This window comes from Carnobacteriaceae bacterium zg-C25 (genome assembly GCA_017945845.1).
Classification (GTDB): Bacteria; Bacillota; Bacilli; order Lactobacillales; family Aerococcaceae; genus WM01.
In genome coordinates this window covers 360,202-380,144 of the sequence record CP072828.1, presented here as the reverse complement: position 1 = coordinate 380,144, position 19,943 = coordinate 360,202, and the positions used below count along the sequence as shown (strand labels likewise).

Here is a 19,943-nt window from a genome sequence, read left to right as displayed (position 1 = left end):
ATCATTATACATTTTTTATAATATACACATCTTTTTCTTCTATTTTTTTAAATAGCATAATACATCACAAACATCACAACAAACTATCGGAAATTATTTTCCGATAGTTTGTTGTCATTTACTGACTACGTTTGATTACTTCATAGCAATCATCTATTCTCATCAACTAGACGTTTAATTAACATCGTTGTCAACAGTATATCTGTTGTTTCGAGTAATTTTCAGAAAGATGAATCATTTCTGTTTTATACGCATCTTTAAAGACTAAATGGTTGTTTTTACACGCTAATTTTGAATGTGTATTAACAACAACTGTTCGCCATCCCATTACAATGCTCCTAAATCAATACGTGTTTCGTATAAACCTGTAACAGATTGATAAATTAATGTTGCTTGGTAGCACTCACTTATACTTGTATATCTTGTTCTTACGATTTTTGTATCAAAAAATTTAAAATCAGCAGGTGCACCAAAAGATGCGAGCGTCATTAAATTTACGAAAGATTCCGCAATCGCTTCAATATCACTATTTTTATTTTCATCATATAAACGCTTTAACTCATTAAATGATTTATCTATTAAAAGATATTGATTAAACTCTACCACTCGTTCAAATAATGTATCAAACAGATGTCTATTTTCTTCCAAACTATATGTATCTTCACTATCAACAGTTGTCTTTCCTAACGCTACGGCATGATATAATAATTCTGTTAAAGGTTTATCCAAACGCAAATAATTCCCTTTTTGTAATTCGTTTGAGGTAGCTAATAATCGACGTCTGCCATTTTCAAATTCAAACAAACTATATTTAGGTAATCTAAACCATATTTTAATATTTTCAAAACCTAACGACGTTAAATAAGCTCGTTCATCTTTTTCGAACGTCATTCGTTCAAGTAGATTGATACCAATGATTTTAGACACTTCTTTTGGTTTCTTTTTAGATTGATCCACATATTTGACGAAAACCGCATAGGCTTCTGTAGGTTCAATAAAACCACCGTATCTCGCCGCATTTAAATGTTGTTTTCTATCAATCAACTTATTGTTATATCCCGCCGGCTTATTTGATTCTTTATACAACCTTCCCGTTTGAATCTCCGTTTTTTTCGTCACTGTTACCGGCATGTTATATATCACATGCCCTAACTTCTCTTTCATACCTTCCTTATCCCAAACAACTTCACCAGTTAATGTATCCACAAGTCTTTCTTTCTGCATAAAGGAGAGGATTTTATTATACATTGCATGTCTTTGAGTTGCTTTCATTCCATTTTGGTCAAAAGTACCGTGTTTGATATAACTGCCATATACCAATTCTTTTTCCATTTGAGGATAAAGTTTCAACAATACATCGGCTACCACTGTTAGTAAGTAAGCATCATGAGCGTGATGATATGGATTAACTTCTCTTAACTTATACAACTTTAATTCTCGTCTAAAACGAGAAACAATATTAGCATGAACCGTCATCACTTTTACGCGTCTTATTTTTCTACCGTCATTATCTATCTCTTTATTGAATTTATCATCTAATAAACGCGCAACGTGTTTTGTAATTTGACGTGTTTCCACAATTTGTCGTTGAATAAATCGCATTTTATCTTCAACTGTCAATTCTTGCTTCATTAAACGACTTAATTTTTTATCACTTATTAAACCTACTGCATGCAATTTTTTCCAAAACAAACTTTCTTTTCTCACGATGTCTGAATCAAGTACATCATTTGTTTTTTTAGCATTTTCTTTAGCCGAAGTTAATACTTTATTATCAACTGAATCATCTTTAATAAAACTTCTTGGCACAATATGATCAACATGGTACTGTGATAAAAAGTTTATGTCTAAATCCTTACCAGTGTATAAATCTTTTCCATTTTGCAAATAATATAAAAACAGTTTCTCTTTATGCAGTAATCGATTATCCGCAACAGGCTCTTGCTTTAATAACTCACTTCCTAAATCATTCAGACCTTTTTCAATCGTTTCATATCTTTTTTTTGAATTATCTTTTCCTTTTTTCGTTGTTTGATGCTCTTTTGCCATTTCAATCACAATATTTTCTGGTAATTGATTTCCCATAACACGAATAATTTCATCAACAATTTTAAGACTTTGTAAAATACCTTTCTTAATTGCTGGACTACCTGAAAGAGAGGCAACAAGTTCTTCATTATTATCTAACTCTAATTGTTGTACTTGCGCTTTTTCAATTTCCTCTTTAAATGACAATGATGTATCACGAATTAACTGCATGAAATTACGATTATTTAATTCATCATCTATCAAATAATCTAAAATCGTTTTTCCGTTTTCTTTATTTCGTATCCCATGTAATAATGTTTTTGACAAACGTCCCCACCCAGTAAATTTCTTACGAGATAATTTTTTAATTATCGCATCATCAAGTATACCTAAATCAAATAACTGTTTTTCAATCATTTTTCGATCATCAAAAATAGTTAAAATATGAATCACATTTTCAATAAGTGCTTCATTTTTCACATCATCTAAAAAATCTTTAGAAAAAACGTTTAACAAGTCTATATATGTACTATACGATGCATTAAACGCTGCATCATTTTGTACATTTTTCAATTTAAAATCATAAAACTGCAATTCATTTTCCATAAAACGAATCAACTGTTTATAAGTGACTTTTCTATATTTTTTAAATAATGCATCAAATATTTTCTGTTTGTCTTGTGTCGATAAGTAAGCCCATTGACCTCCATTAAATTGGAATCTAACTTTTGTTAATTCATTAAATACCATATATTTTTCATAAATTAAACTATGTTTAGGTAAAACACGGCAATCAGGTAAATATGTATCAAATAGTGTCATTTTTTCAATAAATCGTTTCGCAGATTCTTCTTCATTGACAATTTCTTCAAAATTCCAAGGACGAATAGGTTCGTTTGATTTTCTAGACAACCAAGCAAACTCACTTTGTCCATTTGCTAGAGGGCCTACATAGTAAGGGATTCTAAACGTTAATATTTGTTTGATTTTGTCGGCGTTGTCTTTCAAAAATGGATAATGCTTTCCTTGACTTTCCAAAATAGCCTCTAATTCTTGTAAGTGAATTTGATGCGGAATAACGCCGTTGGCATACGAACGTTGTTTGTTAAGGAAAGTTTGTTCTTTTATTTTATCAATAAATATCTGTCCTTCTGGAATTTTATCAATAAGCTTTTCCGTATATTTATAAAAGGCTTCTTGAGAAACAGGTTTAGCCGTAGATGTAAATGTGGAACCAACTTTTTTATGTTCACCAGAAATATATCCTGCATATCCTTGTTGACTTTTATCTTTGAACATCACACCATATTTATCAGGAAGATATAATTTAAAGAACTGTTTTAAATCTTTTAAGTCTTGATGGTGTTCATGATATTTCACAACCATACTAGAAGATAGCGGGGCTTTAGAATCTAAGGGACTATCTCTTAAAATATCAAATAATAATATCGACTCATAAACTTTTTTAGCATACTCAAATAAAGGCTCATAATCTAAACCAATAATTGCTAAAAGAGCTTCTACTTCTTCTTCATAAGTTTCACTTGAAAATTGTAGGTCAAATTTTTCTGTTAGTTTGAATACTGTTTTAAAATCTACTTTATTTCCAATAATCAACTTAACAAAATATTTCAAAGCACTTTTTGACAACTCATCTGGAAAAAATTTCATCATATTTTCCACTTTTTTACTTTGTCTGAGTTTACGTGTCAATTCCTCTTCATATAAATGCTCATTTATTTTATTTAAACGTCCAAAATGTCCTTCGTACTCTGATAAAAACTCTTCAAAATTTTTTTGAACACCTATATTTGACACATCCAGTGCCCCTTCAAGGAGAAAATGTCCACGATATTTTAAAATATGTGCAATCGCTAAATAAACAAGGCGTAAATCAGCTTTTTCAGTTGTATTGGCTAAATATTCTCTAAGATGATAAATCGTTTTAAACGTCTTGTGATAGTGCCGTTCTTCTTCCAATGTTGCAAAAATCGGATATTTAGATTCCGATAATTTTTTATCATCTTCTTGCAAAAAACTTTCACTTAAACGATGAAAAAAGTTTTTATCTACTTTCATCATCTCTTCTGCAAAAATGTCTTGTAAATACAACAAACGGTTACGACGTCTGTTATATCTACGTCTTGTCGTTCGATGTATTCTTCTTTCTGCTGCTGTGTCAGCCGGTTCAAATAAAGAAGAACCCATCAAACTTTTTTTCACATACTTCTTATCTGTATTCCCTAAAACTTTTATTTTTTTAACCGGTACACGATAATCATCCATCACAACAGCATAACCAACAGATCCGACACCTATATCTAAACCAATTGAATATTTTTTCGACATGAAACCCCTCCCATTTGAAAATAAAGCGCTTTACATATTTAACAAAAGCTGATACTATAATGATGTTAGACCATTCAAAACAACATAGCGAGTTAAAATAAGGCTTTGTCCTTTAACAAATTTGTGTGCCGTTCCGGCACTTTTTTTATTTACAAAGCATTTGAAGCGCTTTCAATAATGTATCTATTTTCCATACCATACTACTCATTTTACGCTGTGTCAAATGGTATTCACATCAATCATTCAACGGGTTTATCCACTAATAAAAAACTTTTTTCTTCGATTATTTTTTCAAATAACGCACACAAATTCCGATTTTAATACCTTTCATTTAGACGCATACTTTTTTTACATTGACATTATTTTTCTTTCAAATTTCAGCTTATTTCACACTTTAATAAACGACTAGTGCCTCTCTTTTTTTAAGAGGCTATTTTTTAATTTTTAGTCGATTGAACACTGTTTATTTTTTGCCATTTTTCTAATTGATGATTGGACGATTTCCCCCTTTTTCAGCTATAATATATGAAAATAATTGAATTGAAATGAAGGAACGTCTGACAATGAAAAAATTATTGCTTCTACATACTGGCGGCACAATTTCCATGCAAGAAAACGAAACAACTGGACATGTAACGCCAACACAACAAAATCCTTTAATTACGTTATCTAAACAGTTCGGCCACTTGGCGACGTTGGAACAGGAAAGTATTTTTCAATTACCTAGCCCGCACATCACCCCTAAAGAAATGTTTGTTTTAAAAACACGAATTGAACGCGCCATTCAAGAAGGTTATGACGGCATTGTTGTCACACATGGTACCGACACGTTGGAAGAAACGGCATACTTTTTAGATTTAACGGTCGGTCAGCAACTGCCTATCGTCATTACAGGGGCAATGCGTCCAAGCAACGAGCTAGGTTCGGACGGCTTAATCAATTTACAAAATGCGATTCTTGTTGCTTTAGATGCCAATACTGTCGAAAAAGGTGTCGTCGTTGTCATGAACGATGAAATTCATAGTGCAAAATATGTCACTAAAACACACACGACAAACTTAGCGACTTTCCAAACCCCTACCTTTGGCCCACTTGGCATTATATCCAAAAATCGCGTATTGTACTTTCAACATTTAACAACGCATGAACGCTATAACGTTGACGCTTTGAACCATCAAAATATTCATCTGATTAAAGCCTATTCCGGTATTAGTGGAGAATTGTTCGACGCGGTCAATACGCCACATACGAACGGGGTCATTATTGAAGCGCTTGGCGCCGGCAACTTGCCACCTAGCACCCTTCCGGCAATCGATCGCCTGTTATCGAATAACATTCCTATCGTCCTTGTATCGCGTGCGTTTAACGGTGTGACGCAAGACGTTTACGATTATGAAGGTGGTGGAAAGCAGCTACGTGATAAAGGCATTATTTTCACAACAGGGCTTAGCGGACAGAAAGCACGATTGAAATTAATGGTTCTGCTGAACACTTCTATTGAGCAACCCATTGCACACTACTTTGCAATGCAGTAAGGAGACAAATATGAAAATTGCCATTATTGGTGGAGGCATTGTCGGCATGACAGTTGCTTACTATTTATCCAAAACACACGATGTCACCTTATTTGATGACGGACGCAATCAAGCCACTAGCGCTTCTGCAGGTATTATATGCCCATGGTTGTCGCAACGACGCAATAAAGACTGGTATCGTTTAACAGCCAATGGTGCCCGTTTTTACAAAACATTAATTGCTGATTTACAAAATGACGGTATCGACACTACTTTTTACCGTCAAAATGGTGCCATCTATTTTAAAAAGAGTGAAGCGTTACTCAACAAATTAGAAACTTTAGCACACGAACGTCGTCAAAACGACGCGTTCATCGGTGACATTAAGCGATTAAGTGCTAACGAAATTATGGAACGTATTCCTGAATTACAAACAGAGCAAGATGGTCTATTTATTTCAGGTGGTGCGTGCATTGATGGACGCTCTTATTTACAGACCGTCAAACAAGCGGCTCTTCAAAATGGCGCTACATTTATAAGCGAACGCACAACTATATCATCGCTTCGCCATTTCGATAAAATCGTTGTCTGTGCTGGTGCCTATACAAAAGAACTTTTAGAAGCACTTGATTATACCGTTGATATTACAGCACAAAAAGGACAATTGTTTACGGTACAACTAGAAAATACACACACCCACAATTATCCGGTCATCATTCCGCAAAGTGAATTTGACTTGTTGCCATTCGACAGTGGGCATTGGGTTATTGGCGCAACCCACGAAAAAAATATGGGGTTTGATCATCAAGTCGATTTAGCCTTACTCAACGATATGAAATCTAGCGCAAGTGTATGGATGCCGTCATTAAAAACGGTGGACATCGCTTCCACACGTGTTGGTACGCGTGCCTTTACAAGTGATTATTTGCCATGCTTTGGGCAAGTTCCCGCATCTCATCAATTACTTGTAGGTAGTGGTTTAGGCTCTTCTGGTTTGACAAATGGCCCTTACATTGCGTATTTATTAACACTACTCATCAACAATCAACCGTTACACGAAGACATTAGCGCGTTTAATCCTGAACGCTATATACAAAAAAATACCCCTTAATCGATAGATAACCGATAAATAACCGATGAGGCTTAATACTATCTATAACTTATACTTATTAGACAAAGTCAATCAACCCTTTTAAAATGAAGTTATAAAAGATTTTAAAGGAGTTCATAATGACAGTAGAATCATTGATTTTTGCGTTCTTTGGTGGTGTTTTTGGTGCAACGATTGGAGCGGTTCCATCAATTGGATTGACCGGTTTCTTTGTAATTATCGGGTCAATTATTCAATATTTAGGTGGTGGCACCGCATTTTTAAACGATGTGGCATTCGGGTACTTTTTCGGTCCTCACATTGCTTTTGCAGGAGCGGTAGCCGCAACGGCTTATTTAGGTAAAAAGAACATTGGGCAATTTACGGGAAACAGCATTGATAAATCACCATTTGAAACACAAAATGCCGTCGCTTTATTATACGGTGGACTATACGCAATCATTGGTTTAATCAGCGCTTATTTCTTTACACAAGTGCTTGGTTTAAAAGTAGACGGTGGGGCAGTGGGTATTATCGTAACAGGGATTATCACACGTATCCATTTTGGAGATGGTAAAATTTTATCGCCACATCTCAACTTATCCTTTTCATCTAAAGAGTTGTTATTTGGGATGTTGTATTCCGGTGCATTTTCAGCAGTGATTGCTTGGACTGTTTCGATCACTCATATAGCCGCCTTTGGTTTTGGTATTGGTGCATTTTTATTTTTCTTTACCATTTTCGGTGCAAAATTTTTCGTAGGTCACCATATCGGTATTTCTGCCGGGTTGGCTTATATGGCTTTCCAAAACTTTAGTATTGCCATTTTATTCGGTGTTGGTGCATGGTTTTTATTTGAACTAACTGCTCGTTTACTAAATACAAACACACGTACACATATCGACCCACCAGCTTATGCAATTGCCGTAGTAACACTTATTATTCAAACCTTTTTTATGCGTTAAATACAGTTTGAGACTAGATTAAATAAACCGATAGAAAACACGTTTTTCTATCGGTTTTTTGACGGCGATTTAATCTATCGTACGCCATAAGTGTTGATAGCCCATTTACAAGCCACCAACACCAACTGTTATAAAACGACAAAAAGACTGCTGACACTTTTGTTGTCAACAGTCTGGTAGTGACGCAATAGATATGAAATCACTACTCTTTTATTAGGTTCAATCCCATTTGACATAGCATCAATACATTATAATTCTCTATAATCTATCAATTGAACATCATATTCTTGTAGCATCAATCTGGTTCGCTTATCAATTAAAACCTCAACCTCTTGAGTCCGGGGTATCGTTAAACTTGAATTTGATAAAATATAAGCATCTAAGTATCCCGGATGAAAAATCCCTAATTGTACCACATCATCCGTTGCATTCTCCGCCATATTTTCAAGCATATGATACGGACTATAATCTGGAGACCAAGATTCAATATTGAACTTCACTAAAGATTGTCCAATTTTCAAAGGCTTGTTATCAACTGGAATACCTGAATATTTCAAGTTATACTTATCGGCTACATATTCCAATCCTTTAAAGAAATTTTTTGAAGCCACAGCATGTCCGTCAAAATAATCCGGTTTACGACCAAAGAGTTCAACAAAGCGATGATATTGTGCTTCAATTTCAATAATGACTTCTTCAAAAACAACAAAATCTTCTTTGGCTTGACGATAGATTTTAGAAGACTTAAAGCCACCACGCTCATCAACCAAACTCGGAATCAAACGCGGGTCACTTAAAGGCCTTTCGACACAAATATTTGCATGCACTCCAAACGCTATATCATACCCCTTAATTAAATTCACGCCATGTTGCGTAGCGGGCATATTGACCATAACACCTAGACTTCTAATTAAACCATCTTTTATTGATTTTTCAATACCATAGTTGACTGCCTCAGAATAACCAAGGTCGTCTGCACGAAGTAAAAGTTTTTTCATAATAAACCTCCCATATAGACGAATATTAAAGTCTTAATATAAACGATTCAGATGTCTAATCAATATTTTGACCATTTGACGCAATAACTTTTTTGTACCAATAGAATGAATCTTTCTTGTATCGATTAAAAGTACCATTTCCTTTATTATCCGAATCCACATACACAAATCCGTAGCGTTTTTCCATTTCACCTGTCGATACACTGATTAAGTCGATACAACCCCAAGGTGTGTAGCCGATAAGGTCTACACCATCTTTAATCGCCTCAGCCATATTTTTAATATGCTCTTTGATATAGGCAATGCGATAGTCATCATGTATACTGCCGTCTTCTTCCAATTTGTCATATGAACCAAGCCCGTTTTCTACCACCATCATCGGAATCTGGTATCGTGCATATAACTCATTCAAGGCATACCGAAGACCTTCTGCGTCAATTTGCCACCCCCACTCACTTGTTGTCAAATAAGGGTTAGTAATACCACCTACAATATTCCCTTCAGTTGTATTTTGCTTTTCTTCTTCATGTGAAATACAGTTTGATGAGTAATATGAGAATGCAAAGAAATCTACTGTCCCTTCTTTTAGAGCTATTTCATCCTCAGGTTCCATAACAATATGGATACCATTTTCTTCCCAGTACCGTTTTGCAAAAAATGGATATTTCCCTCGTACCACAACATCAGCACAATAAAAATTACCAATTCCCATTTGCTTTTGACATTGTAATGCATCTTTTGGATGGCATGTCAGCGGGTAACTTTGCATATAAGCAATCATACAACCTAATTTAAAATCGGGATTAATTTCTCTAGCTAATTTTACTACTTTCGCACCTGCAACAAGTTGATTATGTAAAGCTTGATATCTTTTTTGAACATCATCTACTTGATATATTGCATTTTCAGTACCATCGTTCAATATCCCTAAACTGATATAATTACCAAAAGGATATGCTCCACAATTCACTTCGTTTAAAGGTAACCAGTATTTTACTTTATTCTTAAACCGTTCAAAAATAACTTTACAATATTTTAAATAAAAATCAATTAACTTTCTACTATACCAACCATTAAACTTTTGCGACAAATAAAGTGGCATCTCATAATGTGAAATCGTAACTAAAGGTTCGATATTGTATTTTTTTAATTCATCAAATACATTATCATAAAAAGCTAATCCCTCTTCGTTTGGTTCATCTTCAATGCCCGTTGGAAAAATTCTCGTCCACGCAATTGACATGCGATATACTTTGAACCCCATCTCGCCCATAAGCGCAATATCTTCTTTATAACGATGATAAAAATCACTCGCTTTATGAGATGGATAATAGGCATCTTGCTCAATCTGCTTTGTAATTCTTCGTGGAGATGAGTGTGTACCATCTGTTAAAACATCAGCAGTACTTGGACCTTTTCCTCCCACATTCCATGCACCTTCAAATTGATTAGCGGCAGTTGCTCCACCCCATAAAAAATTTTCATTAAACATCAACATAAATTCCTCCAAACTTTTTAAAAATCAACAACACCCTTTATTCTGCATCAGAATATGATACATATGTGATAATACAAGTCAAAATCATAGCCACTACAACCCCAGCTACTAACCAAAGTACATTCGCAAGCCCCCCAGGCATATATACAGGAAAAATAGCGACTCCACCTGCTCCTGGCAAGGCATACATAGCTGCTTTACCAAACCCAGCAACACATCCACCAACTAAACTACCTATCATTGACGCATACATTGGCGTTTTATATTTCAGTGTAACACCATACATTGCTGGTTCTGTTACACCTCCGAACAACGCTGTAGTAAATGCACCGATTGAAACAGATTTTACACGTTTAGATTTTGACTTCAAAGCTACCCCTAAACACGCTGCTGCCTGAGTCATTCCTGAAATAGCCATACTAGTTCCAACAATAGGCTCTAACCCTAAAGTTGCTAACGAATTAATGGTGTAAGGGAACAATGAAGAATGCATTCCCGTCATAATCACAAACGGCATAATAGCCGCCAAAACACCTACCCCCAAAAAGCCTGTTACGTCATAAATCCAAATAATTGTTGCTGATAAATAATTTCCTAAAAATGCACCTACGGGCCCTGTTAAACAAAGCGCTATCGGAATCATGACTAAAATAGTCAACAGAGGCTCAGTAATAGCACGAATATACTCAGGAGAAATTTTCCCAAAAAACTTTTGAATTGGCGTCATTAGCCATACAGATAAAATTGCAGGAAAAATTGTACTTGCATAAAATGCTGGATAAATTGGGATATTTAAAAAATTAAGTGGTGTACCTGCTGTTACTGCAGAAATAAAAGCTGGATGAATAAACATCGCACCGATTAGCATTCCCAATCCCATGTTGGCACCAAATCTTCGAGCTGCTGTAGCTCCAACAAATATTGGCAAGAAATAAAACACTGAATCCCCAACAAAACTTAATACCATATGTGTCGAATTGTCAGTTGTGAGTATACCTGAAATTTCTAATACTAGCGCAAGTACTTTAACCATTCCTCCACCTATTAAAAGAGGAATAAGTGGGGTAATACAGGCTGTAATAGCATTAAAAATTGCGCCGATTTCGAATTTTTTCGGTAAATCTTCTAAATCTACATTATTTTCAGATAGTTCACTTTGTGTTCCTAGCCCTGTTTTGTGAGAAATAAGGTTGTAAGCATCTCCTACTGACTGCCCAATGATAATCTGAAATTGTTCGTTTTGCCACTGAGTCCCTAAAACACCTTCGATATCTTCAATCTCTTCTTTTTTAACAAGACTTCTATCCTTTACATTAAAACGCAAGCGCGTTACACAATGCGTAAAGAACGTAACGTTCGATTTCCCTCCGATTAAATCTAAAATATTATTGGATAATTCTTCATATTTTGTATTCATCATTATTTACTCCTTTTTAGTTTATATTATGTAAAGTTGACTATTATTAGTCACTAGTTATTTAGACTATATTAATGATTCACTCTTGTTTTTTTCATATAATCTATTGATATGAATCATCAAATACAATAATTCATCATCCGATTGTGCAAACCCAAATGATTGGTGAACATAATCAAAAATAGTGACGGCAACTTGGTAGATTCGAGGCTGTTTTTCTTGAAGCTCTTGTAAAATAATAGCATTTCCATCAATAAAATATTCTTGCTGCCGAACTCTTTTGAGATAATAGCGTACATGAGCTTGAAATCGTTGGTAATTAAATTCTTGCCGATTAACTGTTATATCCAGCTGATTTTCAATAGTTTGCGTCATCACTTCAATCATTTCCTCAATAACTTGAGATGTATGATCAATTGAACTTTCAGTCTGACTATTAATAAAATGCATCGCAATACTTGTCGCCTCACTATCAGGTAAGGATACTGACAATCGATCATTGATTAAAATCAACGCTTCTTGTGCTATACGCATTTCCAAAGGATATAACTGTGCAACATCTTGAGAAAATAAAATTTTCATCTCTTTAAATTCTTCGAGACGTTTAATCGCAAATTGAATATGATCTGCAAGACTAAACACTAGAGTTGGATTAAGTCTCCCTTGTACTTTATTCTGAGCGTTTTGAACAATTTCGACACTTAAAAGCATCAATTTTTCAGGAATTTCATTAATTAGTAATTGAAAATGCTTGTCTAAATGATAAAAAGTCATATCTATTTTAGATAAATCTGTTAAATCATATGGTGTTTTCGGAAAACCAATACCTTTTCCAAAGGCAATCAAATATTTACCATTGCTATCAATACATTCTGCAACATTATTATTTATTTTTTTTACAACTCTCATATCTTTCTACCTTTAATTATTAATCCGTTTCTTCATATCAGTGATAATACGACAAAAAACTCTTCGTAGACACACCCCACCCCTTACTTTTGAGTTTGGTAATGCCTCCCGAAGAGTTACAATCCTAATTATTATATTGTCATTCTACACGTTTTTGTAAACGGTGTCAATTTCTTTATAAATAAAATTTGCGATAAAATTTACTTTTTGCTTGAAGTAGCTAACTTACTATTGTAATTTGCAGACGCAGATGTTACATCTCTACTCTTTTATTAGGTGTTCATTCTATTTCATAGATTGTCCTATTTTAACAACCTATACATCACCATTTTTATTTTGCAACATACTTTTAATAGGTTCAAATGTTTTTCGATGAATGGGCGTTATACCCAGTTTTGATAATCCTTCTAAATGTTTTTTTGTACCGTACCCTGCATTTTCAGCAAAGGCATAACCCGGATACTGTTTGTCATAATCAGCCATCATGCGATCACGTGTCACTTTAGCCACAATACTGGCGCATGCAATACTATAACTTTTTGCATCCCCTTTAATCAAATTTTCTTGTGGGATACTGTTATTCAATTTCATCGCATCAATTAACAAATAATCTGGTTTTACCGTCATTTGATCAATGGCTTGTTGCATCGCGACTTTCGTAGCTTCATAGATGTTGATGTCATCAATCGTTTCACAAGACACCACACCAATACCATAATCTAGTGCTTGTGACAAAATCAAATCATATAAGGTGTCCCGTTTTTCTAACGACAATTTTTTAGAGTCGTTCACCTCTAAAAGATGCGAATCTTCTTTCATCACAACACACGCTGCTACCACAGGCCCAGCCAAAGGTCCACGTCCTACCTCGTCAATACCCGCAATATAACGATACCCTTCACAACGCTTTAATTGTTCAAACATCAACATTTTTTCGTGTCGCTGTTGTAGTGCCACTTTTTTCTCATACACGTTACGAAAACGGCGAATTTCTTTTTGTACACCAACGCGTTCATCATTTAAAATCTCTAGTGGAATCTCATCGGGAGAATTTAACGTACTGAACAATTGTTTAATTTCACTAATTTTCATCAGGCGTTCCCACTTCACTTACTTCATCTAATGTGTAACCACCTAATTTACCCGAACGAATATCAAATACAATTTTTTCACACGCTTTATCATAATCGTCTTTTAAGCCCATTCGATTCGTCATATAAATTAACAATTCCGTATTTGGCAAATCTAAATTTTCATCGGTTAAACCAAACGATTTTTTGAAAGGTTCTGCATAATAGCGTGAAAAATGATCAATCGCAAATAACGCTACAGTCTCTTGATTGAAGATGGTATCTTTAATCGCACCCGTCAACGCTAATTTTTTACCAATTTCTTGATCTTCAAATTTCGGCCATAAAATTCCCGGTGTATCCAGCAATTCAAACTCTTTTCCTAGTTTGAGCCATTGTTGCCCTTTCGTTACCCCTGGTTTATTACCGGTTTCCGCTTTATTCTTTTTAATAAAACGATTGATTAAGGTGGATTTGCCAACGTTTGGAATACCTAGAATCATCAATCGAATTGGACGATTTTTCAACCCTTTGGCACGTAGGCGCTCCAACTTTTCCGACATAATTTCTTTCAATTTATCTTGAATTTGTTTTAACCCTTTGCCATCTTTTGCTTGAATCGTCAATACGGAATGCCCACAGGATTTGAAATAATTTACCCACTCACCTGTTTTTTTGTCGTCGGCTAAATCAATTTTATTTAAGACGATTAAACGTGGCTTTTGATTCACAATTTCATCAATCATCGGATTACGCGACGAATACGGAATACGCGCATCAATTAACTCAACCACCACATCAACAAGCGACATTTTTTCGATTGCCTGACGACGCGCCTTTGCCATATGCCCCGGAAACCATTGAATATTAGACATTTTTTAAATCCTTTCATACCAAGATTTTATCTTGCTTTTAAAATTAAAACAGTATTGATTGAACGTTGTCGCCTTTTTATTTTGGTGTGTTTTAAAGGCAACCGTAAAAAAATCGTATTTACCAATAACTGACGTTAGTTCGCATACGCTCACAACTATAACCACGTCTACTATAACAGAAACACGCCGACAATAAAAGACTAACACTATGACAATGCTATGAACAAACCACTAAATCAATGTCATAACCGTTTATAAAAAGCCTATCTCCTTATATAAACTTAGACCATCACGCAAAATAAAAGATAGCCACTCAACTTTTGTTAAGTGCTATCTCTTGTCATCATTTACTTTTTTAAATTTTCAATTATTTCATCAAACGTTTAATGACAGACTTATTCGTCATCAATACCTTCGGCTTTTACTTTAGAAAATAAAACGCCTATTGTTTTAAACATGATTTTGATATCTAACCACAAATTAAAACGTGTAATATAGAGAATATCTAATACTAATTTGTCTTTTAAATCGGTATTGTATTTCCCTTCAACTTGCGCTAAACCCGTCAAGCCAGCTTTGACTTTTAATCGATCATTAAAATCCGGTATTTCCGCTAATTTACTCGCAACAATTTCTGGTCTTTCAGGTCTTGGCCCTACGATTGACATATCGCCAACAAGAATATTAATGAGTTGTGGTAGTTCATCTATACGGCTATGTCTTAAACATTTACCAATAGGTGTAATGCGACTATCGTTCTTTTTCGCAAATTGCGCAACCCCGTCTTTTTCGGCATCTATTCGCATACTTCTAAATTTTAAAATTTTAAAAACTTTTCCATTTAGTGTCAGTCTTTCTTGCGAATAAAAGACAGGTCCACCATCTTGGATTTTAATACAAATTGCTACCAAGAGTAAGATTGGCGAAACGAGTAATACCGCAATACTACTGACGATAATATCGAATAATCTTTTGATGACGAGTTGAATTTTTCTAGAATTTTTTACTGAATAGTGATAATGGAAAACGGGTATATCGTCAACATACGCAATTTTTGGATTAGCCAATAGTAATTGCGCCTTATTTGGAATGACGGTTAAATCACAATTTCTAGCGAATGCGTCTACGGCAAGTTCTTCCAATATAGGATCTGGTAATTTGTAAGCTAACAACGTATAACTTTCTTTAAGTGTCTCTCTTTTTTCTACCCATTCTTCATACGTGATGTAATCTTCTACCTGCTTTTCCGGATAGTTTAAATTGACAAATGATTTGATGTTAGATTCACACGTTTTTATATCGGTTTGATTCAAAATAACAATAACGTTCATAAAATTCCTACTTTATTTCTATTCATTTCTTTACTATTTTGCTTTAGTAAAGTTTTATTCTATACAAGTTATATAAAATAACTAATGCCCAATTTCTATCTACAAATATTATCCATAACAGCTGTTTCACACATAGCTTGTTTAACATGAACACGCTATGAAACACGCTAATGTACTGTTCATATTTTACGAACGTATATGCTTGGATATATATATATATATATATAAATTGAGATATTTTCGCTATAAACTCCATCGTATTGTTCGGAATTTATAACAATTAAAAATCATATAATTGATTAGTGGCAAAACGATTTTCACAAAACCATTTTGTCATTTGTAAATTGGACATTCATATAAACTGTATAGCCTAAAATAAAGTGGACATCACTTTTTCAAAGGATACGGATTGTATGAAATATCATTAAAGTTATAAGGTTACTATCGTAACACATTTTTTATATTTTTCAAGCAAAAGCGCTATATAAAGCATTTTATTGTATTCAATCATCAAAACGATATCATTTTTTACAGTTTTTAACGTCAATTGATAGGTAAAATCAACTTTATGGCGTACGCTCTGCCCCAAGCTTATCGTTTATTTTTGATAAATTTTTTCCATTTGCTGTTTATAATTGTCGATATTGTTGATGTTTGAAAAACTGTTTATCGCTCCATGAGATAGTGAATTTGCCAATTTTTCATCAGATAAAATTGCCACTATTTTATCGGCTAATACGCAACTGTCGTCCGCCAAAAATCCATTGACACCATTTTCGATAATGTCTTTCAATCCATCAACCGCAGTCGACACGATAGGCGTTCCCAACGCTAAAGATTCTAAAGCAACCATGGGTAAACCTTCAAATCTAGATGTCATGACCATCACCTTAGCATTTTTTAAATAGGGCAATGGATTCACGATAAAGTCATGAAATACAATATGCTTCAACAAATTTTTTTCTTTGGCAACGTTTAAAACTTGCTCTTTCATATCGCCACTGCCGATTATCGCCATTTTAACATTCGATTTTTTAGCAATTACTTTTTCCAAAACATCTAAAAGCTTCAAAGGATTTTTTTGATCGGTCAATCGCCCAACATAAATAACGTCGTAGTGTTCAGTTTGTAATACGTCACTTCTTTTTTGAATATCGTCTCCATCAACGACATTCGCTAAAACGATACTTTTGTGCGCCACTTTTTCTTTAAACCGATATTCCGAATAACAAGAATTTGACACCCAAATGATTTTTTCAAATCGTTTCGAAAACAAGTGATACAACACGGTTTTGACATTTACTTTTGCCATGTTTGCATGATTGACATGAATATGCGAAATAATTTTAACCGACTTAGGACACGCTAACGCGGCTATAATACTTGCACTCACATCATGAGCATGAACCACATCTGGATGATAGGTTTTGATTGCTTGCTTCGTTTCTTTGACACTAAGTTTGTCTAAAGGTAAATAATCCACATTTTTTTGTAATAGCACATCTTGTATCGGCCCTTTAGGAGAAGCATACACCATTTGAATGGCTGTGTTTGAAAAGAGTTTGATGATTTGACAGACCACATTTTCTGCGCCTGAAAACACATGACTTCTCAACAAATGTAAAACTTTCATTTTCTTTCTCCTATGATGTAGCATTTAATAAATCGTCATACAATTGGCTCAATTTACGCATGGCAATACTGTCATTAAATGCACTAGCACTCATTTGTTCATAATAGTGGGAACGATTGTTTTTCGTCTTTTTAAAATGTATATACCACGCATCTAGTGGATCACTCAAGGCAACAAACGACACTAAATCGGTTGCTTGTGTATCTTTTGAAATGGTGTCACTCAGTACACAAGGAAGACCTGTCGTTTGCGCTTCTAAAGCGACGAGTGGCAATCCTTCTGAAAGTGAGGGTAAAACAAAGATGTCCATTGCCATCAAATAGTGTTTCGCATTTTCAACTTGTTCAATTCTTAAAATGCGATCGCTAACATCGCTTTCTAAAATGCGTTTATCAATACTTTCTTGCATATCGCCTTTACCAATATACAAAAATTTTGCTTTGGGCTCTTGTTTTAAAAACGGAATGATAATATCGAGTAAATACTCCGGGTTTTTAGACATCGCCACGCGACCGATATGCCCTAGTAGCAACTCATCCTCTTCAACACCTAATGTTTGCCGAGTTGATTTTCGAGCGTGTTCATCAAATTGATAACCTTGCATATCAATGCCAGCATAAAAAACACTTGCTTTTGCTGTTCGAATATCTTGTTTGAAAAAGGCATCTTCAAGCACCAATTGCGAAACGGCTAAGCTTTTATCCGTAAAAAATCGTGATACATATCCCACCCCTAAAAAATCTAAACATTCTCTGATTTTTAATTTAAAAGTCCCATCGCTTAATGAGACCGTATGACAATATAGTAAGACTTTTGCTTTGGGAAAGGCTAATTTTGCAAGGATTGCCTTAGCATTTTCAACGCGATGCGCCGTATGAATATGCACTAAATCATACAACTGTTGAGACGCCACATTTTTTAAACCTTTAAAAATACTTTTTTCTGTATTGATGTAAATTTTAACGTGGTGTTTTTTCAACAGCATTTCATATATATTATCATTCACATAATGGCGCGCTACAAACAAATCGTGTTGATAGTTATCTCCAGATTTTTGAATGATGTTCGTAATAATTTTCTCTACGCCACCATTGCCCCACACACTAACATAGTGTAATACTCTCTTTTTAGATTGCTGCATCATCAATGGTTACTCCTGTTTTTTGCGGTTTCTGCACTTTTTTATGATAAAGCGATACAAACACACCAATAATGAGTATCCAAGAGATGACTCTAAGTCTTGAGGCTGTTCCGATATTATCATTTGTAAAGGCGATAATCATGTTCCACACAAACGCCTGAATTAGAGCGTATTTTCCTAATGGCGAAATTTCACTTTTCTTTTTATAAATAGACAGTAACATCGCAATCATGAAGAAAAACTCCGTTACGAAAACTAAAAGTGTTCCTAATCCTGTAATTTGCCAAGGAAACGGGGATAATAAATTGTAAATATACGATTGTGCATAGTTAAATAAAAAGACAAAAATATTGTCTACATCCAACGGTATGTATAAATTGGACCCACCAGAAAATTCTGTCATATTTAAATTTCGATAAGCCAACGCATTGGTCAAACTAAATCCGGCTATTTTAATTTGCTTAAAAAACGTATAGTAAATGGCAAATAAAACAATTGCAATGAGCAATAGACGCTTATAATTTTTGACATGTTTAAAAAATAAATACACACCAATACCAAGCACGATCGAAAGGGCGGCATAGCCCCTAAAACCAAATAAGAAATAGAAACTAACAACAAACATAATTAGTGATACGATACGTTTATTCAATATGACGTCATAACTATAGTAGACTGTCATCATAAAGAAAAAATAAATCCAAATATCTCGATAAATGCCCAATGTTGTAATCGTTAAAATGGAAGCGTAAAACATGATGATGATATTGGACATTTTTACCGCTTTTTCACTAGATGATTGTAATCTAATCAAACGATTACTATAAAAGATAAGACCGGATAAAGCTCCTATATTTAGCAATCGGACAAAATAAGGCGAATTTAATCCTGTGATTTGAATAAAAAAACCGATAAAATCAACATAAATCGACGTTTTAATATAAGGAAGGCCATTTAATTTGTTTTGAAGAAAATACCAATACCCTAGTGAATCATCGCCTCCACCAAACAAAGCAAAGGAAATCCCCATATTTTTTTCTAACGATAATAAGAAAAATAGAGTTGTCATAATGAAATAGAAGAAAATCGTTAATAAACTATATTTATTGATTTTAAATTCCACGA

14 protein-coding genes and 1 pseudogene are annotated in these 19,943 nt (G+C 34.3%); 3 read left to right on the top strand and 12 right to left on the bottom strand.

Features of this window, described 5'->3' with window-relative positions; translation table 11 throughout:
- Nucleotides 1-152: 152 nt before the first annotated feature.
- A pseudogene (locus J7S27_01840) lies at nt 153-328 on the bottom strand (subtype II CRISPR-associated endonuclease Cas1).
- Nucleotides 328-4,377, bottom strand: coding sequence for a type II CRISPR RNA-guided endonuclease Cas9 (gene cas9 / locus J7S27_01835; GenBank protein QTU83282.1), 4,050 nt, complete (start codon nt 4,375-4,377; stop codon nt 328-330). The pseudogene J7S27_01840 and the gene cas9 overlap by 1 nt, the downstream one beginning before the upstream one ends.
- Before the next feature lie 563 nt (nt 4,378-4,940).
- Here cas9 and J7S27_01830 point away from each other — a divergent pair.
- The 3 genes from J7S27_01830 to J7S27_01820 all read left to right on the top strand — a co-directional run bounded on the left by J7S27_01830 (nt 4,941) and on the right by J7S27_01820 (nt 7,946).
- On the top strand, nt 4,941-5,912 hold the full coding sequence (locus tag J7S27_01830; protein ID QTU83281.1) for an asparaginase: 972 nt from the start codon (nt 4,941-4,943) through the stop codon (nt 5,910-5,912).
- A gap of 10 nt (nt 5,913-5,922) precedes the next feature.
- Entirely contained in the window at nt 5,923-7,002 is a 1,080-nt protein-coding gene (locus tag J7S27_01825; GenBank protein ID QTU83280.1) for an FAD-binding oxidoreductase, read from the top strand.
- Nucleotides 7,003-7,121: 119 nt separating this feature from the next.
- Nucleotides 7,122-7,946, top strand: coding sequence for a hypothetical protein (locus J7S27_01820; protein ID QTU83279.1), 825 nt, complete (start codon nt 7,122-7,124; stop codon nt 7,944-7,946).
- A 248-nt stretch (nt 7,947-8,194) separates the two neighbouring features.
- Here the strand turns inward: J7S27_01820 and J7S27_01815 are convergent, their stop codons facing one another.
- From J7S27_01815 to J7S27_01770, 10 genes are all read right to left on the bottom strand, one after another.
- A complete protein-coding gene (locus J7S27_01815; protein ID QTU83278.1) occupies nt 8,195-8,944 on the bottom strand; it encodes a ChbG/HpnK family deacetylase in 750 nt (249 codons plus the stop codon).
- 55 nt (nt 8,945-8,999) lie between these two features.
- A complete protein-coding gene (locus J7S27_01810; GenBank protein ID QTU83277.1) occupies nt 9,000-10,442 on the bottom strand; it encodes a glycoside hydrolase family 1 protein in 1,443 nt (480 codons plus the stop codon).
- A 37-nt stretch (nt 10,443-10,479) separates the two neighbouring features.
- Complete coding sequence (locus tag J7S27_01805; protein ID QTU83599.1) at nt 10,480-11,859, bottom strand: PTS transporter subunit EIIC; 1,380 nt, start codon at nt 11,857-11,859, stop codon at nt 10,480-10,482.
- 66 nt (nt 11,860-11,925) lie between these two features.
- Complete coding sequence (locus tag J7S27_01800) at nt 11,926-12,768, bottom strand: PRD domain-containing protein (protein QTU83276.1); 843 nt, start codon at nt 12,766-12,768, stop codon at nt 11,926-11,928.
- 315 nt (nt 12,769-13,083) lie between these two features.
- Nucleotides 13,084-13,863, bottom strand: coding sequence for a ribonuclease HII (locus J7S27_01795; GenBank protein QTU83598.1), 780 nt, complete (start codon nt 13,861-13,863; stop codon nt 13,084-13,086).
- Nucleotides 13,850-14,713 (bottom strand): ribosome biogenesis GTPase YlqF, encoded by an 864-nt coding sequence (gene ylqF, locus J7S27_01790; protein ID QTU83275.1) that lies wholly within the window; start codon nt 14,711-14,713, stop codon nt 13,850-13,852. The genes J7S27_01795 and ylqF overlap by 14 nt, the downstream gene beginning before the upstream one ends.
- A gap of 395 nt (nt 14,714-15,108) precedes the next feature.
- Entirely contained in the window at nt 15,109-16,044 is a 936-nt protein-coding gene (locus J7S27_01785; protein ID QTU83274.1) for a sugar transferase, read from the bottom strand.
- A gap of 598 nt (nt 16,045-16,642) precedes the next feature.
- Nucleotides 16,643-17,677, bottom strand: coding sequence for a glycosyltransferase (locus J7S27_01780; GenBank protein QTU83273.1), 1,035 nt, complete (start codon nt 17,675-17,677; stop codon nt 16,643-16,645).
- A gap of 10 nt (nt 17,678-17,687) precedes the next feature.
- The gene (locus tag J7S27_01775) at nt 17,688-18,821 is read right to left on the bottom strand and encodes a glycosyltransferase (GenBank protein QTU83272.1); all 1,134 of its coding nucleotides are present in this window, start codon (nt 18,819-18,821) and stop codon (nt 17,688-17,690) included.
- Nucleotides 18,805-19,941: a hypothetical protein gene (locus tag J7S27_01770; GenBank protein QTU83271.1), complete on the bottom strand. Its 1,137-nt coding sequence runs from the start codon at nt 19,939-19,941 to the stop codon at nt 18,805-18,807. Before J7S27_01770 ends, J7S27_01775 begins: the two co-directional genes overlap by 17 nt.
- Between the last annotated feature and the right edge of the window lie 2 nt (nt 19,942-19,943).